Annotated in this window: 12 protein-coding genes; 5 read left to right on the top strand and 7 right to left on the bottom strand. The window is 44.3% G+C overall.

The genetic code is table 11. From position 1 onward, the window contains the following. Positions 1-100 precede the first annotated feature (100 nt). The 6 genes from MIC7126_RS0108630 to topA form a co-directional block, all read right to left on the bottom strand. Positions 101-3,025, bottom strand: a complete 2,925-nt coding sequence (locus MIC7126_RS0108630; protein WP_040629741.1) for a PAS domain-containing protein — start codon at positions 3,023-3,025, stop codon at positions 101-103. Positions 3,026-3,330: 305 nt separating this feature from the next. Beyond that, positions 3,331-6,027, bottom strand: coding sequence for an HD family phosphohydrolase (locus MIC7126_RS0108620; protein ID WP_017652740.1), 2,697 nt, complete (start codon positions 6,025-6,027; stop codon positions 3,331-3,333). Between the two features lie 307 nt (positions 6,028-6,334). Next, on the bottom strand, positions 6,335-7,276 hold the full coding sequence (locus MIC7126_RS0108615; protein WP_017652739.1) for an ADP-ribosylglycohydrolase family protein: 942 nt from the start codon (positions 7,274-7,276) through the stop codon (positions 6,335-6,337). Positions 7,277-7,698: 422 nt separating this feature from the next. After that, on the bottom strand, positions 7,699-8,160 hold the full coding sequence (aroQ, locus tag MIC7126_RS0108610) for a type II 3-dehydroquinate dehydratase (RefSeq protein ID WP_017652738.1): 462 nt from the start codon (positions 8,158-8,160) through the stop codon (positions 7,699-7,701). Between the two features lie 22 nt (positions 8,161-8,182). Then, positions 8,183-8,320, bottom strand: coding sequence for a hypothetical protein (locus tag MIC7126_RS31215; protein WP_017652737.1), 138 nt, complete (start codon positions 8,318-8,320; stop codon positions 8,183-8,185). A gap of 258 nt (positions 8,321-8,578) precedes the next feature. Further along, entirely contained in the window at positions 8,579-11,263 is a 2,685-nt protein-coding gene (topA, locus tag MIC7126_RS0108600) for a type I DNA topoisomerase (protein ID WP_026100121.1), read from the bottom strand. Between the two features lie 369 nt (positions 11,264-11,632). Between topA and MIC7126_RS0108595 the strand changes: the two genes are divergently transcribed. From MIC7126_RS0108595 to MIC7126_RS0108580, 4 genes are all read left to right on the top strand, one after another. Continuing rightward, entirely contained in the window at positions 11,633-12,019 is a 387-nt protein-coding gene (locus MIC7126_RS0108595) for a hypothetical protein (RefSeq protein WP_017652735.1), read from the top strand. Further along, positions 12,006-13,097, top strand: a complete 1,092-nt coding sequence (locus MIC7126_RS0108590) for a DUF6745 domain-containing protein (protein WP_017652734.1) — start codon at positions 12,006-12,008, stop codon at positions 13,095-13,097. The genes MIC7126_RS0108595 and MIC7126_RS0108590 overlap by 14 nt, the downstream gene beginning before the upstream one ends. Before the next feature lie 228 nt (positions 13,098-13,325). Further along, the gene (locus MIC7126_RS0108585) at positions 13,326-13,637 is read left to right on the top strand and encodes an RNA recognition motif domain-containing protein (protein ID WP_017652733.1); all 312 of its coding nucleotides are present in this window, start codon (positions 13,326-13,328) and stop codon (positions 13,635-13,637) included. 380 nt (positions 13,638-14,017) lie between these two features. Continuing rightward, a complete protein-coding gene (locus MIC7126_RS0108580; RefSeq protein WP_017652732.1) occupies positions 14,018-15,580 on the top strand; it encodes an NAD(P)H-quinone oxidoreductase subunit N in 1,563 nt (520 codons plus the stop codon). A 363-nt stretch (positions 15,581-15,943) separates the two neighbouring features. Here the strand turns inward: MIC7126_RS0108580 and MIC7126_RS0108575 are convergent, their stop codons facing one another. After that, positions 15,944-16,585, bottom strand: a complete 642-nt coding sequence (locus MIC7126_RS0108575; protein WP_026100118.1) for a response regulator — start codon at positions 16,583-16,585, stop codon at positions 15,944-15,946. 281 nt (positions 16,586-16,866) lie between these two features. Between MIC7126_RS0108575 and lipA the strand changes: the two genes are divergently transcribed. After that, complete coding sequence (lipA, locus tag MIC7126_RS0108570) at positions 16,867-17,775, top strand: lipoyl synthase (RefSeq protein WP_026100117.1); 909 nt, start codon at positions 16,867-16,869, stop codon at positions 17,773-17,775. Positions 17,776-17,885 lie beyond the last annotated feature (110 nt).

Genomic DNA, 17,885 nt, shown 5'->3' with positions numbered 1-17,885 from the left:
AGTTATTAGTATTAATTAATAAATCGCAACAAATTATGGGTACAGTTGTACAATTAACCTAGTTTTCCAGTCTAGTAGTAATCCTCCTGGGGAAAGAAAACTACAGATGGTTATTCAGCGGTAATGTAACAATAAATCGTGCTCCTCCTCCTGGTTTGCTTTGTGCTGTAATATTGCCATGATGACGCTCGGCAATTTTGCGACAGATAGCTAATCCGATACCAGTGCCTTTGTATTCTTTGCGAGTATGCAACCGTTGAAAAACATTGAAAATGCGGTCAAGATATTTTTCTTCAAAACCAATACCATGATCTTCAACAATGATTTTACACAGTTCGGAATCAACGGCAATTTTAGCAGAGTGATTGTGGAAAATTTGACTAGAAATCTTGACCACAGGTGGTGATTCTTGTTGGTGAAATTTTAAAGCATTACTGATCAAATTTTGCAATAATTGACGCATCTGCAACGGATCAGCTTTGATAATTGGTAATTCACCCACTTCCACACATGCACCTGTTTGTTGAATATACACCTCCAAATCAGATAACACTTCTTGGGTAATTTGTGCTAAATCTACCGAGATAAAAGGCTGCGCCCTAGTAGTTACTCGTGAGAGTTTCAACAAATCTTCAATCAATGTTTCCATTCTTTGGGCTGCATTCTGCATTCGTTGCAAATAATCCAGCCCTTGCGGAGTTAAAGAACCACCACAGGTGTCTTGAAGTCGCTCGCCAAAAGTTTTAATCTTACGCAATGGCTCTTGTAAATCATGGGAAGCGATAAAAGCAAATTGTTGCAGTTCCTCATTAGAACGGGCGAGTTCTTGGCGCTGACGAGTTTCTTGCTCTAAAATCCGACTTTGAGCTAAAGCAATACCGATTTGATCCGCTAGTTGTCGCAAAAGTTGAATCTCCCAATCAGTCCACTCACGGGAGTGTCTACATTGGTGGGCGATGAGCAGTCCCCAAATTTGATTTTGGCGGAAAACGGGAATCACCAAGTTAGCTCTGACACTAAATCTTTCCAGCAACTCAACATGACAAGGTTGAATATCTGCTTGATATATATCAGTAATTATACTGCTATAACCATGATAATATTTTGGGATATATTTTTCCCAAAAACATGGGTCAGTAATATGTTGACCGAGGAGAGTGGGTAAACCGGGAACTATAGCTTCTTGAACAACGAGGAAGGAATCATTGGATTTAATTTGTAAAATTAATACTCGATCTGCGTGGAGTAATTTTTGTACTTCCGTGACGCTAGTACGGAGAATTTCATCAATGCGTAAAGACTGGCGAATCTTCAGAGTAACATCCGCGAGTAACTGCGATCGCTGGTTTTGCCGTTCTAATTCTGCTTGTGTTTGCTTGCGTTCCGTAATATCCGTATGGGAGCTAGCCATCCGCACCACTTCACCATCGACATTCCACACCGCCTGACCGCGATCTAAAATCCATTTATAAGAGCCATCTTTACATCTGATGCGGTGCTCGCTGATATAAAACTTGCTTTTTTTCGCAAAATGATCATTAATGGCTTGCTTCACCATCTGCAAATCATCTGGATGCAACCGCGTTGTCCATTCATCCAAATCGTTGCTAATCTCATCGTCTGCATAACCCAGCATTTCTTTCCAGCGAGGCGAGAAAAACACTTCATGGGTTTTCACATACCAATCCCAAATCCCGTCATTGTTACCCCGCATCGCCAAAGCAGCCCGTTCCTCACTTTTTTTCAGCGCATCTTCCACCAATTGACGCTCAATAGCCGTAGCCATCACATCAGCGATAGCTTGGAGAAAATAAACATCATCTCTAGTGAAAATACGCGCCTTATTTGTATGTACCCGTAACACCCCAAACGGTTTCTCTTTACCATGAATCACCACGCTGACACCACCCATCTGCTGCTCTTGTAACAACGGTGGTTCTTGGAATCGCTTTCTTGTCTCTAAATTCCGGGCTAGTATTGGCTCCGGAGAAGCTTCAGTACCCAAAGTTACATGACTAACCCACCCTTGTTGCCAACCCACTTCTGCCCTGAGCAGTGAAGCGTTACCATTTGGTTGCAGTTCCAAAATTTTACAAGATTCAATCTTGAGAAATTGGGCAACAAGTCTGACACAGGAATTCATCAACTCGCTCAAATCTTCACCAGCCAGAGCTATTTGACTGAGTTCCGCGACTATCGCTTGTTGCTGGGCATAAAATTCTAACCTTTCTGCTGCTTGCTTGCGCTTAGTGATGTCCATATCTACCCCAGACATCCGCACAGGCGTCCCAGACGAGTCACGCCAAACAAATCCTTTACTGACTAGCCAGCGGATACTACCATCAGGTAACACAGCCCGAAATTCAATATCATATTCAGATCCAGCTTGCAAAGCTTGCATCACCGAGTGGTTGACAAAATCACGATCTTGGGGGTGAACACTCCGGAGAAAACCTTCATAAGTACCGTCAAAAACACCCGCTTCTAAGCCTAACAGTGCAGCTTTGTTATCTGACCAAGTAACTTTATTAGTACTGAAGTTCCAGTCCCAAATACCCATGCGAGCGGCTTCTAATGCTAATTTTAGTTGCATCTCTCGCAGTTTCGCCGCTTCCGTTTGGCGGCGTAATTCCTTCATAGCGCGATTAGCTGTTAACAGATAACGCACTCTTTGACTTAAAACTGGCCATTGAATCGGCTTAGTGATAAAATCTGTTGCACCTGCGGCAAAAGCTTTTGTCACCGATGCTTGGTCATAAAGAGCAGTAATCATCAATATGGGCGTGCTCTCGCCATCAGCAACTGTTTGCAATTGAGCACAGCAAGTAAACCCATCCATCACAGGCATGAGGGCGTCTAGCAGCACTAAATCTGGTGATAAACTGGTAAAACTAGCTATTGCCTCCGAGCCATTACTAGCCTCAACCACTTGATAGCCCGCTTCTACCATCAGTTCACACAGATGCAGCCGCGTCAAATCGTCGTCATCTACAACTAGAATCAGGGCAGAATCTTGTTGAGTCATTTGTTGTTTGTCAGTAATCAACAGGGCAGAGGCTAGAGGTAAAGTTTATTTTCCATGATGCCAATTGCTCTCATACCAATTCTGTATGAAGATGCGCCTTATGAACCCCCCTGTAGTCCCCCCTTGCCAAGGGGGGACGGCGTTAGCCGGGGGGTAAAATATATTGCAGCTTCATCAAGAAACGGTATCAGTCTTTGTTCTGAGCACTGACTCAGTGTTACCCCTGCTCCATTCCCATTGATGAATTGCCGCTTTAATTTTATCTTGAGGTTGGGTCTCAGGTGCTGAGGCATCGGAGCCATCATTCACCCTTTAATCACCTTCTCGTTACTCACTTTTAATTTAGGGTAAGCAATACGTTTGTGATGGAATTGTTGCCAAACTTCCACGAAGATTTTGGCAATTTTGGTCATTTCGTTCCGTGTTAACCCGGAATCAATCATTTGATTATCTTGCCATCTGGCGCGGAGAATATTGTTAACCATTGCTAGAGCTTGCTCTGGGGTAGCATCTTTCAGACTCCGCAGCGCCGCTTCACAGGAATCTGCTAACATCACAATTCCTGTTTCCCGTGATTGGGGAATAGGGCCATCGTAGCGAAAATCAGCGTCGTTTACTGTCAAACTCGGATCAGCCTGAGCCATTTGCTGGGCTTGGTGATGGAAATAAGCAATTAACATTGTTCCTTGATGTTCGGGAATAAAAGCCTGAATTGCTGTCGGTAGCAGGTGTTTACGCGCCATTATCAGCCCTTCACTGACGTGCTTTTTGATAATTGCGGCGCTCTGCCAAGGATCGTTAATTTCTGTATCATGTTTATTCGGCCCCCCCATTTGATTTTCAATAAAGCCGAGGGGGTCGTGCATTTTGCCAATATCATGATATAATGTGCCCGCTCTCACCAATTCAACATTACATCCGAGTTCTTTGGCTGCAGCTTCAGCTAAGGTAGCGACAAAGAGGGTGTGTTGAAAGGTTCCTGGTGTTTGTGTGGCAAGTTTTTTCAACAAAGGGCGATTAGGGTTCGCCAGTTCGGCTAACCGGATGGGTGTGACTAAATCAAACAGCTTTTCTAAATAAGGACTCAAGCCCAAGGCGACAATACTCCAGGACAAGCCAGATAAGGCAAACAGCGCTGCTTCTTGTAGTACAAGATACCAGCCAGCACCGAATGCCGTACCCATCAGCAGTGAGATAATCAGGTAAATGCCCCCTTGGGTGGAAGCGATCGCAATCCCCAACAGTGCTAATTCTTCCCGCGATCGCAGTCGTTTCGCCATGCAACTACCCACAATTCCCCCCGCAGCCCCAGCCACCAGGGAAATTTTGCTGATTTCTATGGTAATTGGTAGCACCAGCGATAGCAGACTCACAACTGCTACACCTAAAGCGGGGCCGTAGAAGCTGCCTAACAAAATACCAATAGCACTCCAGGTGGTATATGGTAAACTAGTTGTGAGTATTCCCGGCACACTCAAAGTTAGTAATAACACCAACAAGCGATCGCGTTGTCGCAATGGTGTTTTCAGTCGGCTTTCGACAAACACGAAAATTGCCACTGCCGTGCTGACCACCCCTGCTAACTGCCCCAGCTTTCGCCAGTTCACCTCTCGCCGGTTCAAATGATAATACTCTAATAAATCAAAGCTCCACGGGGTAATATTCTTTCCCTTCGTGACAATTTCCTGACCTTGGCGCACCTCAACCATGACTCGCGGTACTCCTTCAGCCGCTCTTTGAGCACGGATTCTAGTTTGTTCTTCATCTTGCTTCAAATTGGGCTGCAACACACTTAGCAACAGTTTATTTGCTAAGTTTTCAGCGTCTTTAGGGACAAATGTCTGCACTTGCAGACTCACCGCAGCCTGTAAAACGTTGGGCGGTAAACCGTGGGGGATACCTTGGGTGAGAATTCGCTCGCCACTCTGACGGATTCCCGATTGGGTTTTGAGCCAATCTTCATCTGACAAATCCAAGAGAATGGTATCTTCGTACACAGCCTGCGACCCCAGCACCCCCATCTGCAAAAGCTTGGTTTTCGCTTGAATGTATTTTTGCCGTGCTTGGGAAATTTGGTCGATGAGTGAAGATAAATTGCGATCCTCAGTCGTAATCCGATAAGTTTCCAGTTCTGCTACTGCTTGAATAAACTCAGTTGTGCGGGGAATCTGAGTTGATTTTGTCGCCCCAGGACTATTTTGTGATGGGCGTTTCTGGGGTATTTGATTTTTGACTATAGTCGGTGTTTTGGTGTCTGGCGCTCTGCTAAAACTGCTCCTGCGTGCAGAGATTGATAATCCTATTTTCTGTTTTTTTGCATTTTCTATGGCTACTAACAGTTCTTGCCATTCTGATTCCGGACAAGAGCGCAGATAACGCTGGCTGGAGATAGGTAAAACCAACGTGTCAAAAAATGGAAAAGGCCCAGCAATGGCGTGAATCACTTCACCTACTTCTAAAAGTTGGCGCAAATTTTGCTCAATCTGCTCATTTTTTTGGATATCAACCATCAGTATCGGCTGGGAACTTTGACTGACGGCTTGGCGTTGAGCTTCTGTTTTTCTGCGGTCTTCAACGCGAGCTGTGTAAGGTGCTGTGATTGTTTGTGGCGCAACATTGCCCACTTTTAGCTTGGGCTGGTTATATAATTTATGGCCAATTACGCCTGTGAGGGAGATAACTGCGATCGCCAAAACAGCACAGGAGCGGTTTTCATGCACCCAGCTTAAACCTACTGAATTAATCACACCGCGATTTTTAACCAATTTTGCCCTGGCTCTACGCGCTACTGCTCGTTTTTGAACTCTGACTTGATCGTCGGTTTTCGCTAAAAACAAAATGATATTGCTCAGAACAACTCGATGAAACTTGCGGCGCCGACTTTTGCGACTGTGACTGCTCACCGATTCTAGCAATGGTGTTTTCCGGATTAGTACTTTATACCGCCGCCGCCAGTGATTTAATTGCTGGGCTAAGGACTGAAAAAATCGCTGCGTTTTCATTACTTGTGGCTGCAGTTGCTTACTTTGATACCTCAAAACAAGACAATCTTCAAAAAAGTCCAAGCAATACTTACCGGAGCTTTTCGGAACTTCGGTGGCTAGAACTGGTTATAGCAGACTTCTTTTGGAAGTCAGGACAAGGTTCGGCGGTGAAAGTAAAATTGCCTTTTACCCACCCCTAACAAAAGTCATTTTCTCAGAGATTTAGCTACCTAGAGAGCCGAGTTGAGATTTTCTTTGCAAATTCTAGTATAAAAAACTACTATTTTTTGCTAGTTTATGACTGCTAAATCGGTAGATGTGAAGTTTAACGCGACCGGATGACGCGAGGAGCAGCGTAGACAGATAGACAAGAAACTCCTTCTTGTCCGTCAGACATTACACCTTCCTCTAGTTTTAACTTGCTTGAATGCAGGTCAAAATTGCACATTCCTGACCACACAGCCGCGAGTACATCGACCAATTTTAACATCTGAGAAAAATTGGTCATTCCCTGGGCTGTTAAGTTGGGTTGTGAGTGAAAAACTCGCCAATTTGCGGGAATTCCTGCGGTGCTATTGTAAGCACCTGATAAAGCGCCAACAATTGCACTGGTACTGTACGAGTATAAATCTTCCGGATTTTGTCGCTCAAGATCGCCTGTATGAGTAGCCCGCAAAACTCCCAAACGGTAGTCTTCCAAGGTGTCCAGAAAGCAGTAAAACGCCATAGCTACAGCATGACTCTGCTTTTGGTCTTTACTCAACTCAGTCTGCACCCTATCCAATCCAGCCCCCTGGTTTAACAATTCATTAACTTTGATTAATTGTTGTGGTAGAAGTGTCGGTGTTTCACCGATAAAAGCGATCGTTTCCGGAATCAAAGTTTGAGGTTGGAGTTTTTCAGTTAGAGATTTAGCGATCGCATACCCTACTGCTAATGTTCCATCCCTTGCCACTGGGTCATCCTCCCAGATTTGTAACACACGCAGCAGGCTTTGTCGCAGTCTAATTGTATTTTCGTGAAAAAATAGTGCTACAGGGAGCGTGTTGAGGATCAAGTTTGGCGAGACTGGTAAAGTTGGCTCTGAATGAAGTGAGTTTTGTTGCTGGTGCTCGCGCCACTCATCCACATCTAATCTACCCAGTCTAATTAAACTTTCCATCCCCAGAACCGCTATCTTGTCAACGTCACCGTCAGAGGTTAAACTTTTACCCAGCAAAGCCCCCAACAAAGCACCTCGAAATCGGCTGACGAGAGAATAGCGCATATTTTTTATCAATTAGCTCAAGGATGAAGTCCGAAGTATGAAGTCTAAAGTCTGAAATTATGGTTGAATCCAAGGATTTTCCCAATTCCCGTGAGATTTTTTATGAGTGGAGAAAAACAGAATTTTCTTCGCCCACGGCTCTTGCTGTATTAAATTCCTTTTTTATACTTCATACTTCTTTAGTCTGAACCCTGTAAGAGGCGCAGAGCTTTCTGAGACAAACACTTAATTTTTTCGCCCACAGCGACTTGTACTAACTTTTGTCAACAATCCCGATATTTTTTTGGTCTTGCACAAAAAGGGATAAAATTGAAATTGTAGACCACAGATCAAAAAGGATGAATCATCTCTATTCATCTGTGATTTTTCTGCTGCAAATTATCCTGCACGTATACAGTAGCTTTTTTTATCCTTACTTACCTTTAACTTTTGCCGTTTCCGGCCCTTAGGTGATGCACCAACGCTTGGAAGCCCAGCAAATAGCTCTGGACGCCAAAACCACTGATTTGTCCAATAACTACTGGGGCTATATATGAATGATGGCGAAAGTCTTCGCGGCGGTAGATATTACTCAAATGGACTTCGACTGTAGGTAGATTTACGCCGGCGATCGCGTCTCGTAATGCCACACTCGTATGGGTGTATGCTCCTGCGTTAATCAAAATTCCTTGATATTTTCCCAACGCTTCATGAATAGCGTCAACCAAAACTCCTTCATGATTTGACTGCACAGGTAGGACTGTCGCTTGTAGCCTGAGTCCTTCTGCTACCAACAGTTCGTTAATTGCAGCCAATGTGAGAGAGCCATAAATTCCTGGTTCGCGCTGTCCCAGTAAATTTAAGTTTGGCCCGTGCAGCACCAAAATGGTTAGAGGTAACAACATCGAGTCTGGCACTTTTAGGCTGCTAACGACGACGTGAACGGTTATCAACAGGAATCGGAATCAATTCCGGTTCTGGCTCCACTTCTGGCCCTAGCAGCGCCTCAATTAACTTACGCGCCAATTCTTTAAGCTTTTCCAGTACCTTTTCTATATAGTCCATGAACTGACCGCTCCTGAGATACTACCTCAATTTTGATTAACAGCTAAACAGAAACTGGCGTAATTTCGCACTTTTGACTGTTCACCGGGCTATGATACTTTCCCGGAAACCGGGCATCTGCCACTTATAAATTCCGAATTGTGATTTGCCTTACTTCTTAGAGTATCACATTCATCACTAACAGGGGCTAGGGGTATGGGGTAAGAGTAATTACTTATTCCCCACTCCCCACCTCCCCATTTCCGTCATTCCCTTGATTTAACTGGCCCCATCAGTTTTTTTGGCAGTGGTTCTGGATGACTTAGAAGTTGACTTAGATTTAGCCGTTGTTGATTTAGCAGTTGTTGACTTAGTTGTCTTGCGAGTTGATTTCGCTGACGATGCTTTAGTTGCTAACAATTTCAGCGCCTGCTCCAAAGTCATATTTTCCACTGATTCGCCTTCGGGAATACTGACATTAGTTTTACTGTGCTTGATATAAGGGCCGTAGGGGCCATCGTAGATATTCACTGGTGCATCATCTTCTGGATGTGCTCCTAATTCTCGTAAAGCTGCCTTAGACTTGCTGTTGGTAGAACTGCGTCCCTTTTTTGGTTCAGATAATAATTCCAATGCACGTGCTAAAGAAATTGTCAAGACATTATCAGCTGCTTTCAAAGAGCGGTAGTCTTTCCCTTCCTTACCCTGGTCATGAACCACATAAGGGCCAAAACGCCCCAAGCTGGCTTGAATTTTGCCCCCAGTAGCTGGATGAGTGCCCAATGTCCGGGGTAGCGCCAATAATCCCACAGCCATATCCAGGGTGACAGTTTCTGGAGTCACGCCTTTGGGTAAGGAAGCTTGCTTGGGTTTGGGGTTTTCCTCTGATTTGTCGCCCAACTGCACATAAGGGCCATAAGTGCCAATCTTTACATAAATTGGCTCGCCAGTTTCCGGATGCCGACCGAGTTGGTCAGGGCCTGTAGTTTTTTGCCGCAGTAGTACTTCTACCTGTTTAGGGTCGAGGTCTGCTGGTGTCAAATCTTTGGGAATTGACGCGGTGACTACACCTTCGCCATTTTCGACTTCGATGTAAGGGCCATATTTACCAATGCGGACTTTAGCCTCCAGATTTTCCAGTTCTACTGTCCTGGCTTTAGTCGCATCAATTTGATTTTCCCGCTCTTTGACTAAAGTTTCTAGACCTTTTTCTCCTAAATAAAACTGCCGCAAGTAAGGTAGCCAATTAGCTTCACCATCGGCAATATCATCTAGGGTTTGCTCCATTTTGGAGGTAAATTTAGGATCGACAATATCGGGGAAATGTTTTTCTAACAGGTCGGTGACGGCGAAGGCAGTAAAGGTGGGAATCAGAGCATTATTAGTTAATTGGGTATAACCTTTGTCAATGATTGTGCCAATAATACTAGCGTAAGTACTGGGACGCCCAATACCTTCACTTTCGAGGGTTTTCACCAGCGTTGCTTCGGTGTACCTAGCTGGCGGTTGGGTTTCATGTCCCACGGCTTCTAGTTCCTGACAATCTGGGTGATCTCCTACCTTGAGGTGAGGTAAAATTACTTCTTGATCTTCGAGTGCTGCTTCTGGATCGTCCGAACCTTCAACGTAGGCGCGTAAATATCCAGGAAAATCAATCCGCTTACCAGCAGAACGGAAGCCAGCATCTTCGACTTGCAACAGCACTGTAATTTGAGTTTGGCGAGAATCAGCCATTTGGGAAGCGACGGTGCGTTTCCAAATCAGGTCATACACAGCCAATTCTCGACCACCTAAACCTGTTTCCTGGGGTGTGCGGAAGGTGCTACCCGCCGGGCGAATGGCTTCGTGTGCTTCCTGAGCACCTTTGGATTTGGTGGTGTATTGGCGAGGTTGGGGACTGAGGTATTGTTGACCGTACAATTGTTCTACACAGGTACGAGCAGCGGCGATCGCCTGGTCGGACAAATGCACCGAATCTGTACGCATGTAGGTAATATACCCCTGCTCGTACAAGTTCTGGGCAATCCGCATTGTGTCTCTGGCTGAGAGGCGCAGTTTCCGGTTAGATTCCTGCTGCAAAGTCGAAGTGGTAAACGGTGGCCCTGGTTTACGTGTCACCGGACGTTCCTCGATGTCAGTGACGCTCCAGGTTTTATCAGTCAAGCGTTCTTTGAGAGCGGTTGCTTGCTCTTGTGTGAGCAGCACCACATTCCGTCCTGCGGTGATTTGTCCCGTGGCTGGGTCAAAATCGCTCCCAGTAGCAATTTTAGTACCACCCAAGGTGACTAACAGGGAAGTAAATTCTTGCCCTTTGAGCTTTCCTGTAGCTGGAGCGGTCAAACTAGCTTTTAAATCCCAGTATGTACCCTCACGAAAGGCCCGGCGTTGGCGTTCCTTATTCACCAACAGCCGCACGGCTACAGATTGCACTCGTCCAGCAGATAACCCCCAAGCAATTTTTTTCCACAGCAGCGGCGACAGGGTATAACCTACTAGTCGATCCAAAATCCGCCGGGTTTCTTGGGCGCGGACTAACTGCTCATCAATGGTGCGACAGTTTTTTAAAGCTTTTTTGATTGCGTCTTGAGTAATTTCATGAAACACCATCCGCTTTGTCGGCACTTTCGGTTTGAGTAACTGGTATAAATGCCAACTGATACTTTCACCTTCGCGGTCTTCGTCAGTTGCTAGGATCAGTTCATCTGCTTCTTTGAGAGCGTCTTTGAGCTGGGTGACAATTTTCTTTTTGTCTTTTGGAATTACATACACCGGTTCAAAATCGGCGTCTACATTCACCCCTAATTGCGCCCATTTTTCCCCTTTCACAGCGACGGGAATTTCACTAGCTGACTGGGGAAGGTCACGCACATGACCCATAGACGCTTCCACCCGATAGCCTGATGGTAGGTAGTTGCGAATGGTACGAGCCTTAGTCGGAGATTCGACGATGACGAGAGTTGACATGGAAATTTCAAAAAAAAGAATAGCTGCTAAGCTAAACAGTCAAATTGAGACAATTTCGGCGAGCTGTCAAGATAAAACGTCACGCTTAGAGATGTGCTTTCATCCTCACACAAACTGCCCGCTAGGGTGAAATCCGCTGAACTTTGGGCGCACTCCTTTCCAGATAATAAGATAGGGAACGCTAGTTGTGAATTTCCAACTATTTCCATCTTTAACTTATTAGAGGCATAATTGGCGACTACACTGAGCAAAATACCCCCCAAGTGTCATAGGGCGATAGCTCTTATTTTGCGGACAAGGGTATTGGAGACTGGGGACTGGGAACTGGGGACTGGGGAGAAATAACTAATAACCCAGTGCTAATGCCCAATGCCCCATTCCTCATACAGTTGTGCCAAAATTAAACCAAACTTGGGAGCAAAAGCGAAGTGGGGTGTTTACCTATCGTTAAGAGACACAACTATGCAAGCAATTCGTCAAGGTGATGTCATTCTACTATCTGTACAACAAGTTGCAGGAGAAAAGCTATCTCACTTGACTTTGGCGGCAGGGGAAGTAACGGGACACAAACATCGTATTGTTGAAGGAGAAGCAGAATTGTCTGCAAAAGATGGCACGCTTTACTTACGTGTTTTTTCTGAGACGGCGTTGCTGAAGCATGAAGAGCATCAAGCGATCCTAATTCCACAAGGTCACTGGATGGTGAAAATACAAAGAGAATACGAACCTGAAGGTTGGCGTTATGTCGCTGATTGAGACGTTAACGCCTCAGCAAGAGGCTTTGATTCCAGTTTATCGAGAGAAGTGGCGGAAAATTGCTCTTTCAACTGAGCCAATAAATAAAGATAAAGTTGTAGCAGCAGTGCAAGCTACATATCATGCCATTGATTATGAACCGCCAAAAGTTATTTTTCAGGATAGTTCTTATGCAGCTTGTAACTGGATGGTCAAACGACTGTCACCTCAATTTATAGAAAGTTATCTTTATGAACCAAATAGTTTAGGTAGTTTATTTCCGGCTCACTTCTTTCAAGAAATTGCAAGACAGCTAACTCAACAGTTGGGAAAACAAGCACATGCTAAACTGATGAACTTTTTTCAGTATTTAGTAGACGACCCATTCGAGCATGAATTAGTCAATGATTTATTAGCTCAATTTAGTGTGCAGCTAAATCCACAAGAAAATGATTATTTATGGTGGCTGGAAATTCAACTTAATGAAGGCTTCAAACCAGAAAGCTATATTCATTGGATGACTGGGTTTGATTTTTGTATATCCGTGTTGAATATTGCTTATCCTCATAGAGAATGGCAGGTATTCCAAACCCTGATTCAAGAATGCGGTTGGATATTTGCCTATGATGATATTTGCATAGTGTGCGATCGCCCGCTTCAAATCCGCTGCGATCATCAAAATCGCCTCCATGCAGAAGGCGAACCAGCAATACAATTTATCGATGGATATAGCCTCTATTCCTATCACGGTGTCACCTTACCGGAAAAGTACGGTAAAATCCACCCGCAGCAGTGGCAAGCGCAATGGTTGTTAACGGAACAAAATGCCGAACTGCGACGAGTATTAATTCAAGGTATTGGTTATGCCAAAATCTGCGAAGAATTACAAGCAATCGAATTCGATAATTGGGCAGAATATACTCTATTAAAAATTGCTGCCGATGTTGATGCCGAACCAATTTATTTATTAAAAATGATATGTCCTAGTACAGGTTTCATTCACGCTTTGCGAGTTCCACCTGATATGAAATCAGCCCTTGAAGCCATTTGCTGGGTAAATTGGGGAATTGACCCAGAAGAATTTCTCCAGCAAACCTGATTTTGATTTTTTATTTCACACAGGAAACCGGAAAATCATAAATATTTCTAATGTAAAACATCTGACATGTTATGAGGATCGCTATGTCAATTCAGTCTCGCCTATATGGAAGTTGTGCTAGGATGAGCATGGAGAAGTGAATTCGGTGATACGGATCTTGTTGTTATTCATAATTTCAAGCGGCTCTCCGGATAAGCATCTCTGCATCAATGGATTCTGGAGAGTTTCATGTCAATTTACGTAGGGAATTTATCCTACAACGTCACCCCAGACGACCTCACAAAAGTATTTTCCGAGTACGGTACTGTTAGCCAAGTCCAATTACCCACTGACAGGGAAACAGGGCGTGCTAGAGGCTTTGGTTTCGTAGAAATGGAATCGGCCGCTGCGGAAGATGCTGCTATTCAGGCCCTAGATGGCGCTGAATGGATGGGTCGCGTAATGAAAGTTAATAAAGCTAGACCAAAAGAAGACAAGGGTTCTCGCTCTGGTGGTAACTGGGGAAAAAATGACGGTGGATATTCACCTCGACGCTATTAAGTCTTGAGAGAATACCGTCAGGCAAATGCACAGCTAGTATTTGTCTTATAACAATCATTCTATAATCAGCAGTTCAGAAGATATCTGGTCTGCTTGTCTGTATATAAGCAGTTCAGTATACATCTGGACTGCTAATTTTTTTGACGTTACTGAATCCCGGTACATAGCCCTCGCTGAATAGTTTAGGAAGACAACAAACGATTTTCAAGGGTGTTGCTTGACAAAATCACTGTAGCGCCACGGAAACGCATTTGAGTAGATTTAGCCCTGAAGTGAGTCTATGCTTTCAGACAAAAAGGTTGATGCAACTTTAGTCCAGAACAATAGATAGAATAAACAGAGTTAGCCTTGACGTCTAATCGCCAAAACCTATACATCTCATGGATCTTGCTAATCTTGCATCCCAGTTAAATGCTGGAACGATTTTACCAGAGGGGATTGTGATTCTCACCCTCGTGGGGGTTTTGATTGTAGATTTGATTTTGGGGCGCCCATCCTCACGCTGGACTGGATATCTAGCGATCGCAGGTTTACTAATTTCGATTGTCGCCCTGTATTTTCAATGGGATAACACCAACCCCATTTCTTTTAGCGGTGGTTTTAATGGTGATGACCTAAGTATTGTCTTTCGCGGGATCATTGCTCTTTCCGCTGCTGTCACTGTACTGATATCTATTCGCTACGTGGAGCAGAGCGGCACCGCTTTAGCGGAATTCATCGCTATATTGCTATCTGCTACCCTAGGAGGAATGTTTTTATCCGGGGCTAGTGAGTTGGTGATGATTTTCATCTCCCTAGAAACCCTGAGTATATCCTCTTACTTGTTGACAGGTTATACCAAGCGTGACCCCCGCTCCAATGAAGCAGCGCTGAAGTACCTGTTGATTGGGGCTTCCAGCACAGCAGTATTTTTGTACGGTGTATCACTGCTGTATGGTTTATCAGGTGGACAAACCGAACTAAGTGCGATCGCCAACGGTATTGCTGCAGCCAATGTTGGTCAATCTTTAGGTTTGGTGATTGCTCTGGTCTTCGTAATAGCAGGTATTGGCTTCAAAATCTCCGCCGCACCCTTCCACCAATGGACACCAGACGTTTATGAAGGCGCTCCCACTCCAGTGATAGCCTTCTTATCTGTTGGTTCCAAAACAGCCGGGCTTGCTTTAGCTATCCGCTTACTAACAGTAGTCTTCGCCCTCGTGGCTGATGAGTGGAGATTTGTATTTACCGCCCTGGCCGTGCTGAGTATGATCTTGGGTAACGTAGTTGCTCTAGCACAAAACAGCATGAAACGGATGCTAGCCTACTCATCAATCGCCCAAGCCGGGTTTGTGATGATTGGGTTGATTGCGGGTACTGACGCCGGATATTCCAGTATGATTTTTTACATAATGGTTTATCTGTTCATGAACCTGTGCGGCTTCACCTGCATCATCCTCTTCTCTCTGCGGACGGGAACCGACCAGATTGCTGAATACTCTGGTTTGTATCAAAAAGATCCACTCCTGACCTTGGGTTTAAGTATCTCTTTACTTTCCTTAGGAGGGATTCCGCCACTGGCTGGATTTTTTGGGAAGATTTACTTGTTCTGGGCTGGTTGGCAAGCTGGCCTTTACTGGTTAGTTTTGTTAGGCTTAGTTACTAGCGTCGTCTCAATCTACTACTACATCCGCGTAGTGAAGATGATGGTAGTCAAAGAACCCCAAGAAATGTCTGAGGTAGTGAGAAACTATCCAGAAATAAGTTGGAATTTACTAGGCTACAGACCTCTGCAAGTGAGTTTAATTGTGACTTTAATTGCCACTTCCATAGCAGGAATTTTATCAAGTCCGCTATTTACCTTGGCAAATAATTCAGTTGCTAATACTCCAATTTTACAATCCACAAAAGTTGTGAGTACTCAAGCAACTGCGATTACCATCGAGCAACCAGAGCAATTGTAGGCTTAATTGCCGATTCTGAAACTCATAAATATCCGGGGGTACGGTTTTCTCGTACCCCTTAGTTATTTAAATAGCAGGACTATAGCTTTTAATCTGTGTTGGAAAATTAAGATAATGTTATTGTTAAAAGATATTTAATTACTGAATGCTAAAAATTACAGATAACTTTTTAATATAAAAATTTAACAATGTCTGTGGAATTATTTACAAGGGGATAGAGAAAAATTCTGTTTGGGTTTAAAGTTATGTGCTGTAAAGTATCAAGAGGAGTGTAGCTATAAAAATCTCAATTTTAGCTACAGATTAAGTAGCGGTTTTATAGAGAAACAAGAGTATCTGTCACCTCTTTTTTTCCATAAAGTCTTACTTGATTTTTTGTTTAATAAAAGTCACAATCTGAGTTAATTGTTTCTTCAAGCCGTCAATTTCTCCTTGCATCTTGTCAATTTTTTCGTTAAGCAACTTCACCTCGTCTGCAGAAGAAGAAGAAACTGTTACAGGGGCGGAGGTTGCTACTGTAGTATTAGTAGCGTAAGGTTGAGCGATCGCGCCATTACTAGTGCTAGGAGTTGCTATCGAGACACTTTTCGTACTGACATTGCCGACCAGGACTGGCTCTGGACGAGGTAATTTAGCCTTAGCCATCGCTAACTTAATCGCCCCAATCAGCTGCTTTTGGTCAAAAGGTTTACCGAGAAATTCAAAAAACTCAAAAGGTTCGGAAATTTTCTCTGTGACTTCTTCCTTACGGCCAGACATAATCACTAGAGGAATTTTTCTTAACTCTGGATTGGCTTGAACTTGTTGGAAAACTTCCCAACCACTCATTTTTGGTAAAAGAAAATCCAACATAATCAAACTGAGCTTTTCTTGGAGGATGAAATTTAATCCTTCCATACCGTCCTTTGCTTCTAGCACCTCGAAATTGCCTGGAGGCAACATTTCACGTACTTTTACCCTGACAACTGTAGTGTCATCTATAACTAGAATTTTGTTACTTGCCACGACTGGTTACTCTAACAGAAACTGTAGGTGAGATGGCGAATTTGCCGCTTGACCTTGAGAATCCTCCCACTATATCCAACATTTATCTTGATTGGGGAATAGTATATTTCGGTATAAGTCAGAAATTTTTCAGTGTTGAAAAAAACTTGCGCCCACTGTCTAGAAGATTTGTGTCATCGTGATATTTAAGGCTATAAACCAGTCCTTGACCAACGTGAATACGCGCTGCCAGGGTATGGGAAACTAGCCATACTGTACTTTTGGATCTGGGTTGGATGTCTATAAATTCGTCACAACAAGCTCAACTCAAGTCGGAAATTATGGCCATGCCTAGTTGGCTACGCCGCTCTATCGGCAGGGCCAGCGAAATTTCTACTGTACAACGGGTGATTAAACAGCGCCAAATACACACAATTTGTGAAGAAGGACGCTGTCCTAATCGTGGGGAATGCTACGCCCAAAAAACTGCTACTTTCTTGCTAATGGGTCCGACTTGTACACGCTCTTGTGCTTTTTGTCAAGTAGATAAAGGTCACGCACCCATGCCCATTGACTTAGAGGAACCACAAAAGGTAGCGGAAGCGGTGCAGCTTTTAGGGTTACGTTATGTGGTGCTGACTTCTGTAGCCCGCGATGACTTGGCGGATCAGGGAGCGGGTCATTTTGTCCAGACAATGGAGACAATCCGGCGATTGAATCCAGAAACTCAAATTGAAGTGCTGACGCCGGATTTTTGGGGTGGTGCTGGTGTGGGAGAAGAAGGTCAACGCCAGCGAATAGAGATGATTGTTAAGGCTCGTCCTGCTTGTTTCAATCATAATATTGAGACAGTGAGACGCTTAACTGGCCCCGTGCGCCGGGGAGCCAAGTACGATCGCTCGCTGCAAGTATTGTCTATGGTCAAAGAGTTAGATGCTACCATTCCTACCAAATCTGGCTTGATGCTGGGACATGGAGAAACCACCGCAGAAATCATCAGCGCCATGACGGATTTAAGGGATGTAGGATGCTCCCGCTTAACTATTGGTCAGTATATGCGTCCTTCTTGGGAACATCTACCAGTACAAAAATACTGGACACCAGAGGAATTCGTCCAATTAGGTGATATGGCTAAGGAAATGGGATTTAGCCATGTGCGTTCCGGCCCCTTGGTTCGCAGTTCTTACCACGCGGGAGAAGAGGTGGAGTGATGGGAAAGATGAGGGAAGCTAGGAAAAGATCAATTACCAATGCTCCCTTCCCTATATATTTTTAAAGAAATTGGCTAATTGGTACTTCTGTTTGGTATTCCTTAAGAAGT

This window comes from Fortiea contorta PCC 7126, assembly GCF_000332295.1.
Classification (GTDB): Bacteria; Cyanobacteriota; Cyanobacteriia; order Cyanobacteriales; family Nostocaceae; genus Fortiea; species Fortiea contorta.
Note: the sequence above shows the minus strand (reverse complement) of the source record. Positions and strands in the feature narration are given on the sequence as shown.

Excerpts from the sequence above, each read along its gene's own strand:
- MIC7126_RS0108615 (WP_017652739.1), bottom strand. The coding sequence starts at position 7,276 with ATGCGCTATTCTCTCGTCAGCCGATTTCGAGGTGCTTTGTTGGGGGCT.
- topA (WP_026100121.1), bottom strand. The coding sequence starts at position 11,263 with ATGTCAACTCTCGTCATCGTCGAATCTCCGACTAAGGCTCGTACCATT.
- MIC7126_RS31215 (WP_017652737.1), bottom strand. The coding sequence starts at position 8,320 with ATGGACTATATAGAAAAGGTACTGGAAAAGCTTAAAGAATTGGCGCGT.
- MIC7126_RS0108590 (WP_017652734.1), top strand. The coding sequence starts at position 12,006 with ATGTCGCTGATTGAGACGTTAACGCCTCAGCAAGAGGCTTTGATTCCA.
- MIC7126_RS0108585 (WP_017652733.1), top strand. The coding sequence starts at position 13,326 with ATGTCAATTTACGTAGGGAATTTATCCTACAACGTCACCCCAGACGAC.
- MIC7126_RS0108580 (WP_017652732.1), top strand. The coding sequence starts at position 14,018 with ATGGATCTTGCTAATCTTGCATCCCAGTTAAATGCTGGAACGATTTTA.
- MIC7126_RS0108620 (WP_017652740.1), bottom strand. The coding sequence starts at position 6,027 with ATGAAAACGCAGCGATTTTTTCAGTCCTTAGCCCAGCAATTAAATCAC.
- MIC7126_RS0108595 (WP_017652735.1), top strand. The coding sequence starts at position 11,633 with ATGCCCCATTCCTCATACAGTTGTGCCAAAATTAAACCAAACTTGGGA.
- aroQ (WP_017652738.1), bottom strand. The coding sequence starts at position 8,160 with ATGTTGTTACCTCTAACCATTTTGGTGCTGCACGGGCCAAACTTAAAT.
- MIC7126_RS0108630 (WP_040629741.1), bottom strand. The coding sequence starts at position 3,025 with ATGACTCAACAAGATTCTGCCCTGATTCTAGTTGTAGATGACGACGAT.